The sequence below is a fragment of the Enterococcus dongliensis genome, from assembly GCF_031927985.1.
GTDB classification, from domain to species: domain Bacteria; phylum Bacillota; class Bacilli; order Lactobacillales; family Enterococcaceae; genus Enterococcus_A; species Enterococcus_A dongliensis.
Genome location: NZ_JARPZC010000004.1, coordinates 100,152 through 118,039, shown reverse-complemented (window position 1 = coordinate 118,039; position 17,888 = coordinate 100,152). Strand labels below are relative to the sequence as shown.

General features: G+C 37.9%; 17 protein-coding genes. 13 read left to right on the top strand and 4 right to left on the bottom strand.

Annotated features, from left to right (window positions below):
• Positions 1-35: 35 nt before the first annotated feature.
• The gene (locus P7D84_RS04750; protein ID WP_137603144.1) at positions 36-383 is read left to right on the top strand and encodes a hypothetical protein; all 348 of its coding nucleotides are present in this window, start codon (positions 36-38) and stop codon (positions 381-383) included.
• 12 nt (positions 384-395) lie between these two features.
• Here P7D84_RS04750 and P7D84_RS04745 read toward each other — a convergent pair whose 3' ends face one another.
• Positions 396-710, bottom strand: a complete 315-nt coding sequence (locus P7D84_RS04745) for a hypothetical protein (RefSeq protein ID WP_137603143.1) — start codon at positions 708-710, stop codon at positions 396-398.
• Positions 711-825: 115 nt separating this feature from the next.
• Here P7D84_RS04745 and P7D84_RS04740 point away from each other — a divergent pair, with 115 nt between their 5' ends.
• Both P7D84_RS04740 and P7D84_RS04735 read left to right on the top strand, forming a co-directional pair.
• Positions 826-1,974, top strand: coding sequence for a VanZ family protein (locus P7D84_RS04740; protein ID WP_137603142.1), 1,149 nt, complete (start codon positions 826-828; stop codon positions 1,972-1,974).
• A gap of 1 nt (position 1,975) precedes the next feature.
• A complete protein-coding gene (locus P7D84_RS04735) occupies positions 1,976-3,325 on the top strand; it encodes a DEAD/DEAH box helicase (protein ID WP_137603141.1) in 1,350 nt (449 codons plus the stop codon).
• 63 nt (positions 3,326-3,388) lie between these two features.
• Here P7D84_RS04735 and P7D84_RS04730 read toward each other — a convergent pair whose 3' ends face one another.
• Positions 3,389-3,829: a GNAT family N-acetyltransferase gene (locus P7D84_RS04730; protein ID WP_311805294.1), complete on the bottom strand. Its 441-nt coding sequence runs from the start codon at positions 3,827-3,829 to the stop codon at positions 3,389-3,391.
• A gap of 70 nt (positions 3,830-3,899) precedes the next feature.
• Here P7D84_RS04730 and P7D84_RS04725 point away from each other — a divergent pair, with 70 nt between their 5' ends.
• The 3 genes from P7D84_RS04725 to cls all read left to right on the top strand — a co-directional run bounded on the left by P7D84_RS04725 (position 3,900) and on the right by cls (position 9,595).
• Positions 3,900-4,952 carry a DUF7278 family profilin-like fold-containing protein gene (locus P7D84_RS04725; RefSeq protein WP_137603139.1) on the top strand — a complete coding sequence of 351 codons (1,053 nt, stop codon included), beginning with the start codon at positions 3,900-3,902 and terminating at the stop codon, positions 4,950-4,952.
• A 267-nt stretch (positions 4,953-5,219) separates the two neighbouring features.
• Entirely contained in the window at positions 5,220-7,853 is a 2,634-nt protein-coding gene (alaS, locus tag P7D84_RS04720; RefSeq protein WP_311805293.1) for an alanine--tRNA ligase, read from the top strand.
• Positions 7,854-8,134: 281 nt separating this feature from the next.
• Complete coding sequence (gene cls, locus P7D84_RS04715) at positions 8,135-9,595, top strand: cardiolipin synthase (RefSeq protein WP_311805291.1); 1,461 nt, start codon at positions 8,135-8,137, stop codon at positions 9,593-9,595.
• Here the strand turns inward: cls and P7D84_RS04710 are convergent.
• Positions 9,590-9,976, bottom strand: a complete 387-nt coding sequence (locus P7D84_RS04710) for a reverse transcriptase-like protein (protein WP_137603136.1) — start codon at positions 9,974-9,976, stop codon at positions 9,590-9,592. The two genes, cls and P7D84_RS04710, sit on opposite strands and share 6 nt — an antisense overlap.
• Before the next feature lie 35 nt (positions 9,977-10,011).
• Here P7D84_RS04710 and P7D84_RS04705 point away from each other — a divergent pair, with 35 nt between their 5' ends.
• Complete coding sequence (locus P7D84_RS04705) at positions 10,012-10,446, top strand: EbsA family protein (protein WP_137603135.1); 435 nt, start codon at positions 10,012-10,014, stop codon at positions 10,444-10,446.
• Positions 10,447-10,455: 9 nt separating this feature from the next.
• On the opposite strand, the gene P7D84_RS04700 is transcribed toward P7D84_RS04705, so the two are convergent.
• Complete coding sequence (locus P7D84_RS04700; protein WP_137603134.1) at positions 10,456-10,656, bottom strand: cold shock domain-containing protein; 201 nt, start codon at positions 10,654-10,656, stop codon at positions 10,456-10,458.
• Positions 10,657-10,829: 173 nt separating this feature from the next.
• Between P7D84_RS04700 and P7D84_RS04695 the strand changes: the two genes are divergently transcribed.
• From P7D84_RS04695 to P7D84_RS04670, 6 genes are all read left to right on the top strand, one after another.
• On the top strand, positions 10,830-12,503 hold the full coding sequence (locus P7D84_RS04695; RefSeq protein ID WP_311805289.1) for a formate--tetrahydrofolate ligase: 1,674 nt from the start codon (positions 10,830-10,832) through the stop codon (positions 12,501-12,503).
• 193 nt (positions 12,504-12,696) lie between these two features.
• Complete coding sequence (gene argC / locus P7D84_RS04690) at positions 12,697-13,728, top strand: N-acetyl-gamma-glutamyl-phosphate reductase (RefSeq protein WP_311805288.1); 1,032 nt, start codon at positions 12,697-12,699, stop codon at positions 13,726-13,728.
• 19 nt (positions 13,729-13,747) lie between these two features.
• On the top strand, positions 13,748-14,941 hold the full coding sequence (gene argJ, locus P7D84_RS04685) for a bifunctional ornithine acetyltransferase/N-acetylglutamate synthase (protein ID WP_311805287.1): 1,194 nt from the start codon (positions 13,748-13,750) through the stop codon (positions 14,939-14,941).
• 63 nt (positions 14,942-15,004) lie between these two features.
• Positions 15,005-15,754, top strand: coding sequence for an acetylglutamate kinase (gene argB / locus P7D84_RS04680; protein ID WP_311805285.1), 750 nt, complete (start codon positions 15,005-15,007; stop codon positions 15,752-15,754).
• Complete coding sequence (gene argD / locus P7D84_RS04675) at positions 15,751-16,893, top strand: acetylornithine transaminase (protein WP_311805284.1); 1,143 nt, start codon at positions 15,751-15,753, stop codon at positions 16,891-16,893. Before argB ends, argD begins: the two co-directional genes overlap by 4 nt.
• 292 nt (positions 16,894-17,185) lie before the next feature.
• Complete coding sequence (locus P7D84_RS04670; protein WP_311805282.1) at positions 17,186-17,887, top strand: CBS domain-containing protein; 702 nt, start codon at positions 17,186-17,188, stop codon at positions 17,885-17,887.
• The last annotated feature ends 1 nt before the right edge of the window (position 17,888 follow it).

The window sequence follows — 17,888 nt, the reverse complement described above, 5'->3', positions numbered from 1 at the left end:
TTCTCCTATAATGTTCTTGGTTAGGAGGAACTCTGATGCTGCATCGCGAAATATTGAGTCCTGAGGAAGTTTTAGAAAAGATACCGAACTTGTCGGAGGGATTATTTGCTATTCGCTGTAAACTAACAAATAAGACTTATCAAGTGATCATATATAAATATGAGGAAGATCATTTCCTAATAGAAAATCTGGCATTGCTCAACGTCTTGCTGGAAGAGCAACAACGCTTCTTTGGAACACCCGAACAACTTTTGAATGAGATTGAAATGTCCTTTGAGAATAATTATTATCAACCCATATCAAAAGAGTGGATTCATTTGGATTTAAATACATTAAAATTGTTAAACAATGTGGAAATCAAATTTTTTGATCTAGAAGAATAACAGGAAATCCTGTTATTCTTTTTTTCTGAATTGCCGGAAAAGATAGTAAACGTTGATGATAGTCAAAACAGCACCTAAAACAACTGGAACAAGCAAACGACCTTGGGCGTAGCCAAAGTTTTTTTGAAAACTTTCTGGTGAAGTAAGTGCAATGACTGTTCGGCTGTAGTTATAAACTTGATAACTAAAAGTCGTTAAAAAAACTGCAATCAACGTCAAAGCAAAACGTCGATAGTCGCTATTTTTCATCTTTTTAGCCAAATAAAAGACTAGGTACGCGATCAGCAAAGCCGCGGGAACACCAAAAGCAAAAAGGGGATTCAGCATGTATTGTTGCCTCCTTAGACAATAGTTAATAGAAAGAGTCGTATTTATTTTACCACAATCTAGAAAAAAGGCTTGTAGAATACGATCAGTAAAAAAAGCAAAACGAGGGAGCGTTATGAACAGTTATATTTTTCCAATTAAAGCTGCAGTGCTTACTTTTCCACTTTTAGCCTTAGCAATTACTGCACCATTTTTAATTTATTATTACCGAAAATATGGACAATTAGGCAAATTAAGAAGCGTCATTTTATATTCATTCGTTTTTTATTTATTGTGTACTTATTACTTAGTCATCTTACCGTTACCTGGTATTTCAACAGTTGCACAAATGACCGGACCGCGATATGAGCTTGGATTGTTCCATCCATGGCATAGTTTGATAAATCAAACAGTGTTTCAACTAGAAAATCCAAGCACTTATTTAGCAGCAATAAAACAAAGTGTTTTTCTTGAACCAGTCTTTAATATTTTTTTACTTTTTCCTTTTGGAATCTATTGTCGGTACTATTTTAAATTTTCATTTAGTAAAACGATTTTAGCAAGTTTTTGTTTGTCTTTATTTTTTGAACTGACTCAGTTGAGCGGGTTGTATTTTATCTATCCACGTCCTTATCGACTGTTTGATGTAAATGATCTGCTGCACAATACCTTGGGCGGGATGCTTGGATTTATAGGTGCGCCCCTATTTACGTTCTTCTTGCCTACAAGAAGTGAACTAGACTCAGAATCACTAGTCAAAGGTCAGCATGTGTCGCTGCTGCGCCGTTTTGTAGCGATGTTTGTCGACTGGCTGCTGCTTAGTTTTTTCAGTACATTACTAGGGTTATTTGCGCCGTTTGTCCCTGAAAAGATGCAAGTCCTATTAGATTATCCAATCGTTAGTTTCTCGCTGAAAGTAGTTCTTTATTTTATGATTTTCATGTACTTATGGAATGGTCAAACTATTGGGAAAAAAATTGTCCGTATCAAAGTAGTTGAAAAAGAACATCAGCATATTCGTTTTTGGAGTTTGGTGAAACGCTACAGTGCTTTTTATCTATTCCTTTATGGACTGGTTCAAGTTTTTCAGTTTACAATGACCCATTTAACGACAACTAATCATACGATTTTTATTGCGTATGTCACATTCGGTTTTATTAGTTTAGGAATTTTGCTTTTATTTCTATTCAACTTATTGTATGCTCTCATAAGAAGAAAAAGCCGCCTATTCCATGATAAAGCAAGTCACACATATACGATCAGCACGATAAAGAAAGAGGTATAACATGCGAACTTTTGAATCATTCAATTTTCAGCCATTCATCCTTGAAGCCATCAAGGATAAGGGATTTACTGAACCTACTGTAGTTCAAGAAAAACTCATCCCGTTAATCAAAAAAGGGAAAAACGTTGTCGGCCAATCACAAACGGGATCAGGAAAGACACACACCTTCTTATTGCCATTGATGAATAAGATCGATGCGACAAAAGATGAGGCACAAATCGTGATTACTGCCCCAAGCCGTGAATTGTCTAGCCAGATTTATCAAGCAGCACTACAAATCGCTAAATTTTCACCTGTTGAGATTCGCGTGACTAATTTTGTCGGCGGAACCGATAAACATCGTCAATTGGATAAATTATCCACTCATCAACCGCATGTCGTTATTGGAACACCTGGACGCATTTTAGACATGATGAATGAACAAGCATTAAAAGTTCATACTGCTCAATATTTTGTTGTTGATGAAGCTGATATGACATTGGATATGGGATTTTTGACGGAAGTCGATCAAATTGCAGGACGTTTGCCTAAACATTTACAAATGCTCGTTTTCTCTGCGACGATTCCTGAGAAATTACGACCTTTCTTATTGAAATACATGGAAAATCCTGTGATCGAAGAAATCAAATCGAAAGCTGTTATTTCTGATACAATCGAAAATTGGTTGATTTCAACAAAGGGTCAGGATAAGAATCGGTTGATCTATCAGTTGCTGACAATCGGTCATCCCTATTTAGCAATCGTTTTTGCTAATACTAAACAACATGTCGATGAGATCAGCGCCTATTTAAAATCACAGGGGTTGAAAGTCGCTAAAATTCACGGCGATATTTCACCGCGTGAACGTAAACGAGTGATGCGACAAGTTCAAAACTTAGAATTTCAATACGTAGTAGCAACAGATTTGGCTTCACGTGGGATCGATATCGAAGGTGTCTCTCACGTCATTAATGCTGAAGTCCCGCAAGACTTAGATTTCTTTATCCATCGTGTCGGAAGAACTGGCCGGAATGGACTGTCTGGAACAGCAATTACGTTATACAGTCCAAGTGATGAAAATGATATCAGTCTGATTGAAAATTTAGGTATCCATTTCCAACCAAAAGAAATCAAAAATGGTGAGATTAGCGATACCTATGATCGGAATCGTCGGAAAAAACGAGAAAAATCAAAGGACGAATTAGATCCAACATTGATTGGTCTAGTGAAGAAATCTAAGAAAAAAATCAAACCAGGTTATAAGAAAAAAATTGATCGAGCAATTTCAGAATCTAATAAACAAAAACGTCGTCAAACACGTCGTCAAGAAGAACGCAGTGTTCGGAAGAATAAAAAACGTTCAAACTCATAAAGATATGTACTTGAATAACTGCAAATAATGTGAGCTGTTTACGAGTAAAAGACCTTGAATCTGCTATTTAGTAGATTCAAGGTCTTTTTGCATTTTGATACAGGTGATTCCGTCTTCTTCAAAAGGAGCTGAAACAACGCGATAAGCCAGACTTTCGTAAAAGGTTTGCGCATGGATTTCAGCAGAAAGGATTGATTTTTGACACCCTTCATTTTTGGCGTGCTTCTCAAGGTGTGTTAAAAGTTTTTTGCCTACACCTTGTTCACGGAAACTAGGATGGACACATAGACGATCTGGATTCAATGTTTGTTCATCGATTTTTTGGTAACGCACGGTTGCAATAGGAAGTTCCTCCTTAAAAAAAACCAAATATTGTCGATCAGGAGTATCTAATGAATCAAATTCCAAGTCTGGTGAGATATGTTGTTCTAAAACAAAGACTTTATATCGTAAATAAAAGGCGGCTGCTTGCAGTTTAGGTGAAGCACCAAAATATTCCTCCATCTTTTTCCTCATTTCTATAGGATAATGGTATAATTTTAGCATATGAGTATTGAAGGAGGCAGAAAGATTTATGAACTTATTAGATCAATTGGACTGGTCCTATTGGAAACGGTTAAATCCAAAAGAGAAACGAACATTATTAAGCCAGTTATTGCTTCATTTCGTCAATCCATTAATGAAGATTTCAGATATTGAATTGCAAGATTTTCAGTTGTATGGCATCAAGTGCCAAACGTTTCAATTAATGATCGATGATGAAGAGTTTGTGTTTATCCCCGGAAATAAAGATGCAATCTTAGGATGGAATTTAGGAACAAAAGGATTGTCATTATTAGAAACAGCACCTAGTGCACAAGAAATCATGATTCCAGAAGAGCTGCGTGGACAATACAACTTTTTTGATGTTGCCTCGTTAGGTGAAATGATCAATGATAAGACTACAAGCTTACGCAAAGTTCAGATTCCTCCAATGTTTGTCCAACGGCATGCTTTGCCAGCTGGAACAAACTATCTAGGTGTTTATGATTCGGTGACGGGAAGTTTTTCAGGAGAAGCTGATCAATTCGCACTATATGAAGAAGAAATCAAGGCAGTTTTATCACCTAATCTTACTTCAGAAGAAAGTCTGACTTGGTCATTTCCTAAAAATGTATTAAAAGAAGGACGCTGGTATATTGAAATGACACCTCATTCTGATAATTATGCTGTTTTTAGTCATGAAAAACATAGTTACAGTAGTTTACGAAAAAAAATTCGTAAGAAGAATTTCGATTTATTGACAGAAGACCAATGGGAATATGTCAATGGTGCCGGTAGTCGTCGGTTATTTCGTTGGGGCAATGATTTGAGTGTAACAGATCCTTATCGAGGTAAAAATGTAAGAAAAATGATGGAACAGGCCAATATGTTTGGCTTATTTTTTGACACATCGATGGAACGTTTCGAGATTACTGAAGATCCTGGTGTCTTGAAACTAACGAATAAAAAATATGATGTAGGAATTCCAATTGTTGATTTTCTTCCGTTGTCAAGCTATTACAGCAACAATACAACGATGCAACATGAAGCGATTTTGTCTCCAAGTGAGTATTTGTATCGTAAAGCGATTTTGATAAAGATCTAGTTTGACTTTTGTGCGACTTTTTTCTATACTCTTAAAAGGATATGGTTTATTGGTTATGCTTCCACAGAAAGTGCACGATTGCTGAAAGCTGCACGTGGCAAAAGATAAATTGCTCCCGCTTTTTTTTGATTGAAAGATCAACGTTGCTCCGCGTTAACGAGCTGAAGAGGTAATGATCAAACTATCATTGCAATCAAGGTGGTACCGCGAATTTTCGTCCTTGACTGCAGTGATAGTTTTTATTTTTTTGAGAAAAGAGGAGAATAAATGAAAAAATTAACTAGCGCTGAAGTGCGTCAAATGTTTTTAGATTTTTTTAAAACAAAAGGGCATATGATCGAACCAAGTGCCTCATTAGTACCAGTCAATGACCCGACTTTACTTTGGATCAATTCAGGGGTCGCAACGATGAAAAAATACTTCGATGGAAGTGTCGTGCCAGAAAATCCCCGGATTGCAAACGCTCAAAAATCTATTCGAACAAATGACATTGAAAATGTCGGGAAAACTGCTCGCCACCATACGATGTTTGAAATGTTGGGGAATTTCTCGATCGGAGACTATTTTAAAGCAGAAGCAATCGAATGGGCGTGGGAATTTTTAACTTCTCCTGATTGGATTGGTTTTGAGCCTGATAAATTATATGTGACCGTTTATCCAGAAGATAATGAAGCAAAACGCATTTGGTTAGAAGAAGTGGGAATTCCTGCGGATCATGTGATTGAGATTGAGGACAATTTTTGGGATTTAGGCGCTGGCCCTAGTGGTCCGGACTCAGAAATCTTCTATGATCGCGGTGAAGCATTTAACGATCTAGCCGAAGATGATCCAGAAAATTATCCTGGTGGAGAAAATGAACGCTATTTAGAAATTTGGAACTTAGTATTTTCAGAATTCAACCATACACCACAAAATACGTATGAACCATTGCCGCATCAAAATATTGATACGGGGATGGGACTTGAACGAATGGTGTCGATCATCCAAGATGCTCCGACCAACTTTGAGACGGATTTGTTCTTACCAATCATCAGCAAAGTAGAAGAGTTAAGCGGAAAAAAATATGGTAGTGATAAACAATTAGATGTTTCTTTCAAAGTTATCGCCGATCATATCCGTTCATTGGCTTTTGCAATCGGTGATGGTGCATTGCCTTCAAATGAAGGACGCGGATATGTCTTGCGTCGTTTACTTCGTCGTGCGGTCATGCATGGGAAGAAACTAGGGATTGATCAAGCATTCTTATATAAATTAATCCCAGTTGTTGGTGAGATTATGGTAAGTTATTATCCAGAAGTTAACCAACAAGAAGCATTCATCGAAAAAGTTGTACGGACTGAAGAAGAACGATTCCACGAAACAATCAATGACGGTCTAACAATGCTAAATGATGTACTAGCTGAACTGAAAGCGAAAGAAAAAACGATCTTAGATGGAAAAACGATCTTCAAATTATATGATACATTTGGTTTTCCAGTGGAACTGACTGAAGAAGTTGCAGAAGACGAAGGACTGAAAGTCGATCACGCCGGATTTGAAGTAGAGATGCAAGCGCAAAAAGAACGTGCACGTGCTGCTCGAACAACTGAAAAATCAATGGGACTTCAAACAGCCTTATTAGGAGATATCAAAGTCAATAGCGAGTTTGTTGGTTATGACCATCTTGAGGTCGAAAGTGAACTTTTAGTCATCTTACAAGATGATGCTATTGTGGATACAGTAACAAAAGACCAAGCACAACTGATTTTTGCCCAAACACCTTTCTATGCTGAAATGGGTGGGCAAATTGCTGATAAAGGGAGCATCATTGATCAAACGGGTAAAATTGTTGCCCAAGTGATCGATGTCCAAAAAGCGCCAAATGGCCAAGCATTACACACTGTTGAAGTATTGTCCACATTAACTGAAGGGACAACCTACTTTTTACAAGTTCATCAAGCTTTCCGTAATAAAGTGATCAAAAACCATACCGCAACGCATTTATTGCACAAAGCATTAAAAGAAATTTTAGGCGACCATGCAAATCAAGCAGGCTCATTGGTAACAGATGCACATTTACGTTTTGACTTTACCCATTTCGGTCAAGTCACAGCAGCGGAATTAAAAGAGATGGAAAAGATCGTCAACCAAAAAATTTGGGAAGCAATTCCGGTGGTAACGATTGAAACAGACATTGATTCTGCTAAAACGATGGGTGCAATGGCATTATTTGGAGAAAAATATGGCCGTGAAGTGCGAGTAGTAAACATCGGTGACTGGTCGATCGAATTATGCGGAGGAACCCATGTTGCTAATACTGAGGATATTGGTTTATTCAAGATTGTTTCTGAATCAGGTATCGGTGCTGGTGTTCGTCGAATCGAGGCTTTGACAGGAAAAGAAGCGTATGAAGCTTTCCGTGAAGAAGAAGAACAATTAATGCAAGTAGCTCAAATTGTAAAATCACCACAAATTAAAGAAGTAGTCAGCAAAACAGAGCAATTGCAGCAACAAGTCCGTGAATTACAAAAAGAAACTGAACAACTAGCAACTAAGTTGGCAAACCAACAAGCTGGTGATGTTTTCAAAGATGTAAAAGAAATCAATGGTACAACAGTGATTACAGCACAAGTCAATGTTAAAGATATGAATCAATTGCGTCAGTTAGCCGATCAATGGAAACAAAAAGCGCTATCTGATGTGCTGGTTCTTGGGACTGTCCAAGGAGAAAAAGTCAATCTCTTAGCAGCAATGAGTCCAACAGCAAATGAAAAAGGCTTGAAAGCTGGCGATTTAATCAAAGCAATCGCTCCTAAAGTTGGCGGCGGTGGCGGCGGCCGACCAGATATGGCTCAAGCCGGCGGTAAAAATCCAGCAGGGTTATCAGAGGCATTAGCTGAAGTAGCCAACTGGTTAGCCTAATCTGAAACTAGATGATGAACTAAGTAAAAATTAAACGAAATACCCGGATGATAGAATGCAAGCTGCTTGTTTGTCGTACATTTGCGATGAGGTCCTACTGGACGGCAAGAGCCATATCTATCATTCGGGTATTTTTATACCGTGAAATTTGAGATAGGCTCATTTTTACAAAAGCTCATTTAAATGAGAAAACAACGTGGAGCCGTCACGTTTTCTTTTAATGTCCAAGCGCTTTAGGTATAATCATTATGAGAATTTATTTTGAGAAAAGAGGAGATCACTTGGGGATTATTGAGCAAATTATTTTTTGGGTCTTTGTTATTAATGCCATCGGAGCAATTGTTACCGTTTTTCGGAAACCGCGGAATATCACGACTATTTGGGCTTGGCTGTTGACTTTGATTTTTTTACCAGTGATCGGTTTTTTGATCTATGCTTTTTGTGGTCGTGGGATCGATGGAGAGACGATGTATCGCTTTGAACAAGGGGATGCAAAACGTGTGAAGGAAATCAATGAGACTATTCAGACAGACAATCAGCACGTAGATCATAATGAACCAAACCAACTGTATCCAGCTGTCCAATCATTAGTGAAATATTTTAAAAATTTGGATGAGTCTCCATTAGCGATTCGAAATGAATTAGAATTTTTTTTAGATGGAACGGAAAAATTCGAGCGCTTGTTCGTGGATCTACGAGAGGCTAAACATACGATTCATGTAGAATATTATGCTTTTTTTAATGATCATATCGGCAATCGGTTTATGCGTATCCTAGAAGAAAAAGCCGCACAAGGAATTGAAGTACGAATGATCTATGATCCGTGGGGATCACCAAAAACAAATAAAAAGTTTTTTGAAACAATGGTCAAAAATGGTGGTCGAGTTACCCCTTTTATTACATCTAGAAATATTTTAGCGAAGACACGCTTAAATTATCACCTGCACCGCAAAATCGTTGTCGTTGATGGGAGCATCAGTTGGACTGGCGGCTTCAATGTTGGAGATCAGTATTTAGGAGAATCAAAGCATTTCGGCAGATGGCGGGACACACATGGAAGAATTGAAGGAACAGCTAGTTTCACACTGCAGGAGATTTTTATTCGTGATTGGAACGCTTCAGTTATGAACAAGGCAGATAAAATGAGCTATCTGCCAGAATATTTTGTTTTACCGCAAAAAGAAATCAAAAAAGGAGTACCAATGCAAATCGTTGCAGACGGTCCAGATTCTGGTGAGCAGATCATTAAAGATGGTTTCGTACGTTTGATTTTAGCAGCTGAAAAAAGTGTTTGGATCCAAAGTCCTTATCTTGTTCCAGATGAGACAATGATCTCGGCCATCTTGATTGCGGTTCGTTCAGGTATTGATGTGCGAATCATGATTCCTAATATGCCGGATCATCCTTTTATTTATCGAGCGACTCAATACTATGCCAATTATCTACACCAGCGCGGCGTTAAAATCTATCATTATGCCGATGGGTTTCTTCATTCTAAAACAATTGTAGTAGATGATGAATTGGCAACATTCGGATCGACCAACCAAGATATCCGCAGCTATGAATTAAACTTTGAAGTCAGTAGTTTCATCTATGACCCAGAAGTGGCACAGTTATTTCGGAAGATCTTTGAAGATGACATGAAAGAATGTATTTTACTGACTGATGAAATGATTGCTAATCAATCCTATTGGTTGAATTTTAAACAGCGTTTCTCACGTTTGCTGTCACCAGTTCTATAACTTTTTTCGTAATCCTTGGCGGGCCAGATTGTCCGCCCCTTTATTTTTGATTTCAGGTATCCATTGCAGTACTAATAAAGGGAATTTGGGAGCTAATTCATTAAACTCTGATAAATATGGCAAGAAGAGCTTGTTTTTTGTTTGCCCTTGGTCTAGAATTTTTATTGCAGTTTTACTATCAGAATACAGTAAGACAGACTGATTATTTAACCCTTGGTCAATCAAATAATTCAAGGCATAAAGAATCACAGCCAGTTCGGCCTGGTGATTATTTTTTTCAAGCAATGAAATCGATAATTGTTTCTGTTCATTAGAAATAATTAGTATCCCGCCACCACTTTTTTCTAAATTAGTCGCGGCATCAGTGAAAACTTTCAACATTAGAATCATCCTTTTTTTAGAATAGGAGCATAGGAATGAAAAGAAAACGCTATTTTTGGCAACCGGAGTTATCAATTAGTATTATTTATTGGTCAGTGACTTTTATTATCCTTTTTTATGGATTGATTTTAACTTTAGAAAAAACCCATCCGTATTTAAAAGGGAATGTATTTCTTGGAGTCTTTATTTTATTTGCTTTAGTGGGTCTTCATCGCTATTTATTTTTAGAGAAATCAGGGATAAAAGTACGTTATTCTCGTTTGTGGAAACACGAAACCATCTTGCGTGAGCATATCGATTATTTGATTCTTTGTAAAGATGGCATCGTTATTCAGCGGAAAGGGCTTAGTGGCACTTCTTTCCATTTTGCGATGACTAAAAAAAGAAAAGCTGCATTTATCAAAGATTTTGCAACATTTTATCCTGAAATTCAAGTAAAAGAAATAAACGAAAAGATCAGCCGCAGCTGATCTTTTCGTTTATTTCTTTTTAACGTGAGCCGCTTGCATACCACGAGCGCCTTCTACGATTACAAATTCTACTTCGTCACCAGGGTCCAAAGTTTTAAAACCTTCTTCTTCAATAGCGGTGAAATGCACAAACACTTCTTGATTTTCTTCATAGGTAATGAAGCCGTATCCTTTTTTCTCATCAAACCACTTAACTATGCCACTATTCATAACGCAACACCCCTTTGCAATTGCTGGTTTTATTATACGTGATGGAAACAAAAAATGCGAATCAATAAGATTGCCAGTTTTATAGGATGTTTTTCTTTTCTAAATTCGTTATAATAAAAATGAACGAATAAAAAACGTCGTTCTCTGAATAACGTTCGGGAAAGGGAGTTTTTATGAAAACAGATATCGAAATATCTCAATCAGCAACTTTAACACCAATTACTGAGGTGGCTGAAAAGATCAATCTATCTTTTGATGATTTAGAATTACATGGAAAGTACAAAGCAAAGATTGAATTTGCTGCTTTAGAACAAATGAAAAAAAATCCGGAAGGAAAATTGATTTTAGTAACTTCTATCAATCCAACTCCAGCAGGAGAAGGAAAATCTACTGTCACGATTGGTCTGGGCGATGCCTTGAACAAAATTGGGAAAAAGACCGTCATCGCTTTACGCGAACCTTCGTTAGGACCAGTCATGGGGATGAAAGGTGGAGCAACTGGCGGAGGCTATGCGCAAGTTTTACCGATGGAAGATATCAATTTACATTTCACCGGCGACATGCATGCGATTACGACTGCTAATAATGCCTTGTCAGCTTTGCTAGACAATCACATCCATCAAGGGAACCAATTGAATATCGATGCTCGTCGTGTCATCTGGAAACGAGTTGTTGACTTAAATGATCGTGAACTTCGTCATATCGCCGTTGGATTGGGCGGACCAACAAATGGTGTCCCACGAGAAGATGGATTTGATATCACTGTTGCTAGCGAGATCATGGCGATTTTATGTCTTGCGACTGGTATCGATGATTTAAAAAAACGTTTAGCAAATATTGTTGTCGCATATACATTTGATCGTGAACCAGTTACAGTTGGGGATCTAAAAATTGAAGGAGCCCTAGCACTTGTTCTTAAAGATGCGATCAAACCAAACTTAGTTCAAACCATTTATCAGACACCTGCATTTGTGCATGGTGGACCATTTGCAAATATCGCTCACGGTTGTAATAGCATTTTAGCTACAAGAGCTGCGTTACATTGTGGCGACTATGTTGTGACTGAAGCAGGATTTGGTGCAGACCTTGGCGGAGAAAAATTCTTAGATATCAAAGTACCAAATCTAGGCAAAGCGCCGGATGCAGTAATCATTGTGGCGACTATTCGCGCATTAAAAATGCACGGAGGCGTAGCTAAGACAGAGCTAAGTGCAGAAAATCTAGATGCTTTAAAAACTGGGTTCAGTAATTTAGCCAAACATATTCAAAACATGCGTAAATATGGTTTACCAGTGATTGTAGCAATCAATGAGTTCATCAGCGACACAGAAAAAGAAATCTCGTTACTAAAAGAACTTTGTCAACAAGAAGAAGTAAACGTCGAATTAGCTAGCGTGTGGGAAAAAGGTCCAGATGGAGGCATCGACTTAGCCAAAACAGTTGTTGATGTGATTGCAAAGGAAGAAAATAATTTCCATTCGATCTTTAGTAGAGAACAAGACGATCTAACTGAAAAAATCGAGACGATCGTCCGCGAAATCTATGGTGGAAATGAAGTGGTTTATAGTAAAAAAGCCAAACAACAATTAGCTACTTTTAAAAAATACGGTTGGGATCGTTTGCCAGTATGTATGGCGAAGACCCAATATTCATTGTCTGACGATCCAACCAAACTAGGAGCACCGATTGACTTCGATGTAACGATTCGTGAATTTGTACCAAAAATCGGTGCCGGTTTTGTTGTTGCATTGACAGGAGAAGTGATGACGATGCCTGGCCTGCCTAAAAAACCAGCTGCCTTAAACATGAATGTAGATGAACAAGGAAATGCGATTGGGTTGTTTTAACGAAAAAAGCAAGTATTCATTTAATGAATACTTGCTTTTTTTTGCATAAACGAGACAGTATTAGTAAAAAACCAACATAAATATACAAAAATATTTATAAAAAACCATTGACTTGTATAAAATAGACACGTATAATCATCGGAAATAATAACTTTTTAATCGTATTTTTATTTAAATTTAAGGAGGTGTTCATTTGAAAGTCTCGATTATCGGTGTGACTGGATATAGTGGAATCGAATTGGTCCGTATTTTATCAAGACATCCTAATGTGGAGATCTGCTCTATTCACAGTCATTCTCAAAAGACTACAGAGCTTAGCGATTACTTGCCGCATTTAAACTATTTACTAGATCTTCCTTTGGAAGCAATTGATGCCGAGAAGATCATGGATCAAGCGGATTTAGTTTTTCTTGCCACTCCTTCTGGGATCTCTAAAAAAGTCGCTCAAACTTTCATCAAAGCAGATTTTCCGATTATTGATCTTTCTGGTGATTTTCGATTAAAAGCCGCTGATCAATATGAAAAATGGTATAAAAATTCAAGTGCTCCACTTGAAACTTTGCAAAAAGCTCATTATGGATTAGCAGATTTTTATGCAAAACCAGCTTCTAAGTTAATTGCTAATCCAGGATGTTACGCAACAGGGACTTTATTGTCGTTGGCACCGTTGATACAGCGAAGAATGATTGAGAAAGATTCAGTGATCGTAGATGCAAAATCTGGATTATCTGGAGCAGGAAAAAAATTATCTTCTTCGACACATTTTGTCACTAGCAATGAAAATATGACGCTTTACAAGATGAATAGTCATCAACACATCCCTGAAATTATGCAACAATTGCAAAAATGGGACGAGGAAATTTCTGCAATCCAATTTTCAACATCTTTAATTCCTGTAACTCGGGGGATTTTCATTACTACCTATGCTAAAAGCAACGAACATTTGACACAATCACAGTTATGGCAAACTTATCAAAATTTTTATCAAGAAAAACCATTTGTCCGAGTTCAAAAACAGGGAATATATCCTGATTTACGCCAAGTCATTGGTTCGAACTTTTGTGATATTGGGGTGGCCTACAATGAAGTGACCAAAATCATTACAGTAGTTACTGTCTTGGATAATTTAGTCAAAGGGGCCGCTGGTCAGGCTGTGCAAAATCTAAATCATTTTGCTGGCTGGCCAGAAGAAACCGGCTTAGACCTTGTACCGATTTATCCATAAAAATTGGAGTGTGAAAAATATGCAGATTATTGATGGAACAATTGCTAGTCCTAAAGGGTTTCAAGCCACGGGATTGCATGCAGGATTAAAAAAAATAAAAAAAGACTTAGGTGTAATTTACTCAGAAGTCCCCGCTAACGCAGCGGCAGTTTATACGACCAATCAAGTAAAGGCTGCCCCAATCTTCGTTACAAAAACGGCACTAAAAAATCAGTCACTGCAAGCGATAGTGGTCAATTCAGGAGTGGCCAATGCTTGTACGGGAAAAATTGGCATGGAAAATGCCAAAAAAATGCAAGCACTGGCTGCTGCACATTTAGCAGTTGATCAAGAAAATGTTGCGATTGCATCAACTGGTGTAATTGGAAAACAGCTGCCAATGTCAGTCATTGAAACAGGCATCAATGAACTTGATCTACAAAAAGCTGAACCCTCTGCTTTTCATGAAGCAATCTTGACGACAGATACCAATACGAAAGAAATCGTCGTCACTGAAAAAATCAATGGACAGCTGGTGACAATGGCAGGAGTGGCTAAAGGTTCTGGGATGATTCATCCTAATATGGCAACGATGCTAGCTTTCATTACGACAGATGCTTGTATTTCTGCCCAACTACTGCAAACTCTTTTAGCTCAAAAAACAGAAACGACATTCAATCAAATCACAGTTGATGGAGATACTTCTACCAATGACATGGTATTGGTACTAGCGAACGGATTAGCAAAAAATCCTGTGATTGAAGAAAATTCGGCCGCATACGAAAAGTTTGTCGCCATGTTTCAATTAGTGAGTGAGACATTAGCTAAGATGATCGCAAAAGATGGGGAAGGCGCGACAAAATTGATTGAAGCCCAAGTCACTGGAGCTCGTGATGCACTGGAAGCTCGTTTAGTAGCTAAAAAAATCGTTGGTTCTAGTTTAGTGAAAACGGCGATATTTGGTGAAGATCCTAATTGGGGGCGGATTATTTGTGCAGTTGGTTACGCAGGATCGCAGACTGATCCTGAAAAAATCGATATGTGGATTGGCAATCAACAATTGTTAAAACGGAGCCAGCCACAATTATTCAATAAAAAAATCATGAAAGAGACGCTGGAAAAAGAAACGATCATTATCAAAGTAGAATTAAATATTGGCACAGAAAGCGGGAAAGCGTGGGGATGTGATCTGACTTATAAATATATTGAAGTAAATGCGTTATACCACACATAAAGCTATTCTAATCACTAAAATAGCGTTTTATCCAAAAGTCATCAGAAATAGGAGTGAGTGATCATGGGGCGAATTGTTGTAAAGATCGGCGGCGTAGCTAGCGATAATCTGACCAAAAAATTTTTCGAACAAATCAAGCATTGGCGTTCACAGGGACAAGAAATTATTATCATCCATGGAGGAGGGTATTATATTACTGAAATGATGGAGCGTTTGAACATCCCGGTAGCGATACAAGATGGCCTGCGAATTACCACGCCACAAGCTTTAAAAGTTACACAAATGGTCTTGCTCGGTCAAGTTCAGCCAGCAATCACGACACTATTTAAACAGCATGACTTTGCGGCGATTGGACTTAATGCTTCTTGCGATAACTTGATTCAAGGAAAAGTTCTTGATGAAGAAAAATTTGGGCTTGTCGGTAAGATTACTGCTATCAATACAGGACCGATTGAAAATATGTTGTATAAAAACTATATTCCGATTATCGCTCCTTTAGGAATGACTGTAACTGGTCAGTGGCTGAATATCAATGCAGATGTCGCCGCATGTAAAATCGCTGAAACAATTGGTGCTGACGCCTTATACTTATTAACGGATGTTCCTGGAGTAAAAAAAGCAGGCGCATGGTTAAAAGAACTTTCAAGTGTTGAAGTTGAAAAGTTAATATCTGAAAAAGTAATCACAGGTGGTATGATTCCTAAACTAACTAGTGCGATTCAAGCGTTGAACAACGGTGTCTCGGAGATTCATATCACTGATGGAATTGAGCGTCCAGGGACGGTTATAAAAAAAGAGGAGACTTTTGTATGAGTTATTTATTTCCAAACTATACACGAGATAGCATTGATCTAGTCGATGGAGATGGCTGTTACGTTTATGATCAAGATCAGAGACGGTATTTAGATTTTACTAGTGGAATCGGTGTAACTAATTTAGGACATAAACATCCTAAAGTGTTGCAAGCATTGACTGATCAAACAACTAAGATTTGGCATAGTTCCAATTTATATACCAATCATTTACAAGAACAAGTTGCACAAAAGTTGACGATGGGAAAAGACTATCTAACTTTCTTTTGTAATAGTGGCACAGAGGCAAATGAAGCAGCCATTAAATTAGCAAGAAAAGCGACAGGTCGTACCAAGATTTTAAGCTTTACCCAATCTTTTCATGGTCGAACTTATGGCGCGTTAAGTGCTACTGGTCAGCCAGCACTGCAAGCAGGGTTTTATCCGATCGTGGCAGGCTTTGACTATCTTCCTTACAATCAATTAAATCCTTTGAAAGAAAAATTAACAGATGATGTCGCAGCTGTGATTTTAGAGGTGATCCAAGGAGAAGGCGGGATTATTCCAGCCGAAAAACAATGGTTACAAACTGTCGCACGATTATGTCATGAAAACAATAGCCTGCTGATCGTCGATGAAATCCAAAGTGGGATGGGAAGAACAGGAAGCTTTTTCGCTTTTGAAGCATATGAAATCAAACCAGATATTATTACACTTGCCAAAGCTTTAGCAAATGGGATTCCAGCTGGAGCGATGTTAGGAAAAGTTGAATTAGCTGAAGCTTTTGGACCGGGAGCACACGGAACGACATTTGGCGGAAATAATTTGGCGATGCAAGTTGCCAAAACTGTCGTCACTGAAATCAATCAACCAGCTTTTCTTTCAGCAGTAGCTGCAAAGGGAAACGATTTAAAAGAGGGGTTAACACAACTGATCGACCAAACCGCTAAAGTAACCGCGGTACGAGGAAGTGGGTTGATGATCGGTGTTGAACTTGATTCACCTGAGACCTTGCAAAAAGTGATCGTTGAATTGAAACAGCAGCAATTACTGGCACTTAAAGCAGGACAAATTGTTTTACGTTTATTACCGCCTTTAACAATCAGTCAAGCAGAACTTATGCAAGGCTTAAAAATCATTCAACAAGTTCTCTTAAATTGAGGTTGTGCCAAAATTGGTGCAACTTTTTTTGTGGGTAGACGTTCTCATCAGCTTTTTAATGTCTCAGGCTTTCCTTAGCACTTTTTTTCACTTATACTGAAGGTATCAATTTGAAGGATGCTGGCGTTTATTCTAGTTTATTATTACAAGTAGAGAAAATCCGAAAATGAATGTAGTGAAAATATGTTTTTATTATTAAAACATTCGCCGTTTTTTGAAAAATCAATCGCAAGCAGGACAATTTTTTATTAGATAATAAGATGTCACTAAGTAACTATAAAGGAGCAAGCTAGTGGGAGAACGGGCAGATATTTTTTTAAGTACATTTAATCGAATCGAAAAAGAGTTGAAACGACAGTTAGGCAATCCAGAAAATATGAGTTTTAGTGAATCCGTGCGCCGACTGTCAAGACGCCGAGACAATTTGATTGGCGGAAACGAAAACGACTTATTGCAATTAGCACAGTTGCGCAATGCGATTGTCCATGATCAAGTAGCAGATGATTTTGTAATCGCAGAACCTAATGAATGGGCGGTTGAACGGATCAGAAAAATCGAAGAAAACTTGCTGAGACCGGAAAAAGTATTGCCGCGTTTTGGAAAAAAAGTGACTGGATTTGAACGAGATCTGCCAGTAGTGGAGATCATGAAGATTATTACAGAGAAGCATTTTTCACAGTTTCCAGTCTACCATTCAGGGAAGTTTATGGGGTTGATTACGTTACGTACGATTGGGTTTTATTTTGCTCAAGTCAGTTTGACTGGAACAATCAATCTTAAGGGTCTGGTAGCAGAAGATCTGCTGCTGACAAATAGCAAGCGAGTGAACTTTAAATTTGTTTCAGCGAACACAAAAGTTTCAGAAGCAAAAAAAATGTTCCAAACAGAAGGAACCTTAGAAGCAATCCTGATTACTAAAGATGGGAATTCTAACGGAAATTTGTTAGGGATTATTCGACCTCGAGATATCTACGGTCAAGAAAAGGAGCAGTAAG

Coding starts and splice junctions, on each gene's coding strand:
- P7D84_RS04750 (WP_137603144.1), top strand. CDS start 36: ATGCTGCATCGCGAAATATTGAGTCCTGAGGAAGTTTTAGAAAAGATA.
- P7D84_RS04745 (WP_137603143.1), bottom strand. CDS start 710: ATGCTGAATCCCCTTTTTGCTTTTGGTGTTCCCGCGGCTTTGCTGATC.
- P7D84_RS04740 (WP_137603142.1), top strand. CDS start 826: ATGAACAGTTATATTTTTCCAATTAAAGCTGCAGTGCTTACTTTTCCA.
- P7D84_RS04735 (WP_137603141.1), top strand. CDS start 1,976: ATGCGAACTTTTGAATCATTCAATTTTCAGCCATTCATCCTTGAAGCC.
- P7D84_RS04730 (WP_311805294.1), bottom strand. CDS start 3,829: ATGGAGGAATATTTTGGTGCTTCACCTAAACTGCAAGCAGCCGCCTTT.
- P7D84_RS04725 (WP_137603139.1), top strand. CDS start 3,900: ATGAACTTATTAGATCAATTGGACTGGTCCTATTGGAAACGGTTAAAT.
- alaS (WP_311805293.1), top strand. CDS start 5,220: ATGAAAAAATTAACTAGCGCTGAAGTGCGTCAAATGTTTTTAGATTTT.
- P7D84_RS04710 (WP_137603136.1), bottom strand. CDS start 9,976: ATGTTGAAAGTTTTCACTGATGCCGCGACTAATTTAGAAAAAAGTGGT.
- P7D84_RS04705 (WP_137603135.1), top strand. CDS start 10,012: ATGAAAAGAAAACGCTATTTTTGGCAACCGGAGTTATCAATTAGTATT.
- P7D84_RS04700 (WP_137603134.1), bottom strand. CDS start 10,656: ATGAATAGTGGCATAGTTAAGTGGTTTGATGAGAAAAAAGGATACGGC.
- P7D84_RS04695 (WP_311805289.1), top strand. CDS start 10,830: ATGAAAACAGATATCGAAATATCTCAATCAGCAACTTTAACACCAATT.
- argJ (WP_311805287.1), top strand. CDS start 13,748: ATGCAGATTATTGATGGAACAATTGCTAGTCCTAAAGGGTTTCAAGCC.
- argB (WP_311805285.1), top strand. CDS start 15,005: ATGGGGCGAATTGTTGTAAAGATCGGCGGCGTAGCTAGCGATAATCTG.
- argD (WP_311805284.1), top strand. CDS start 15,751: ATGAGTTATTTATTTCCAAACTATACACGAGATAGCATTGATCTAGTC.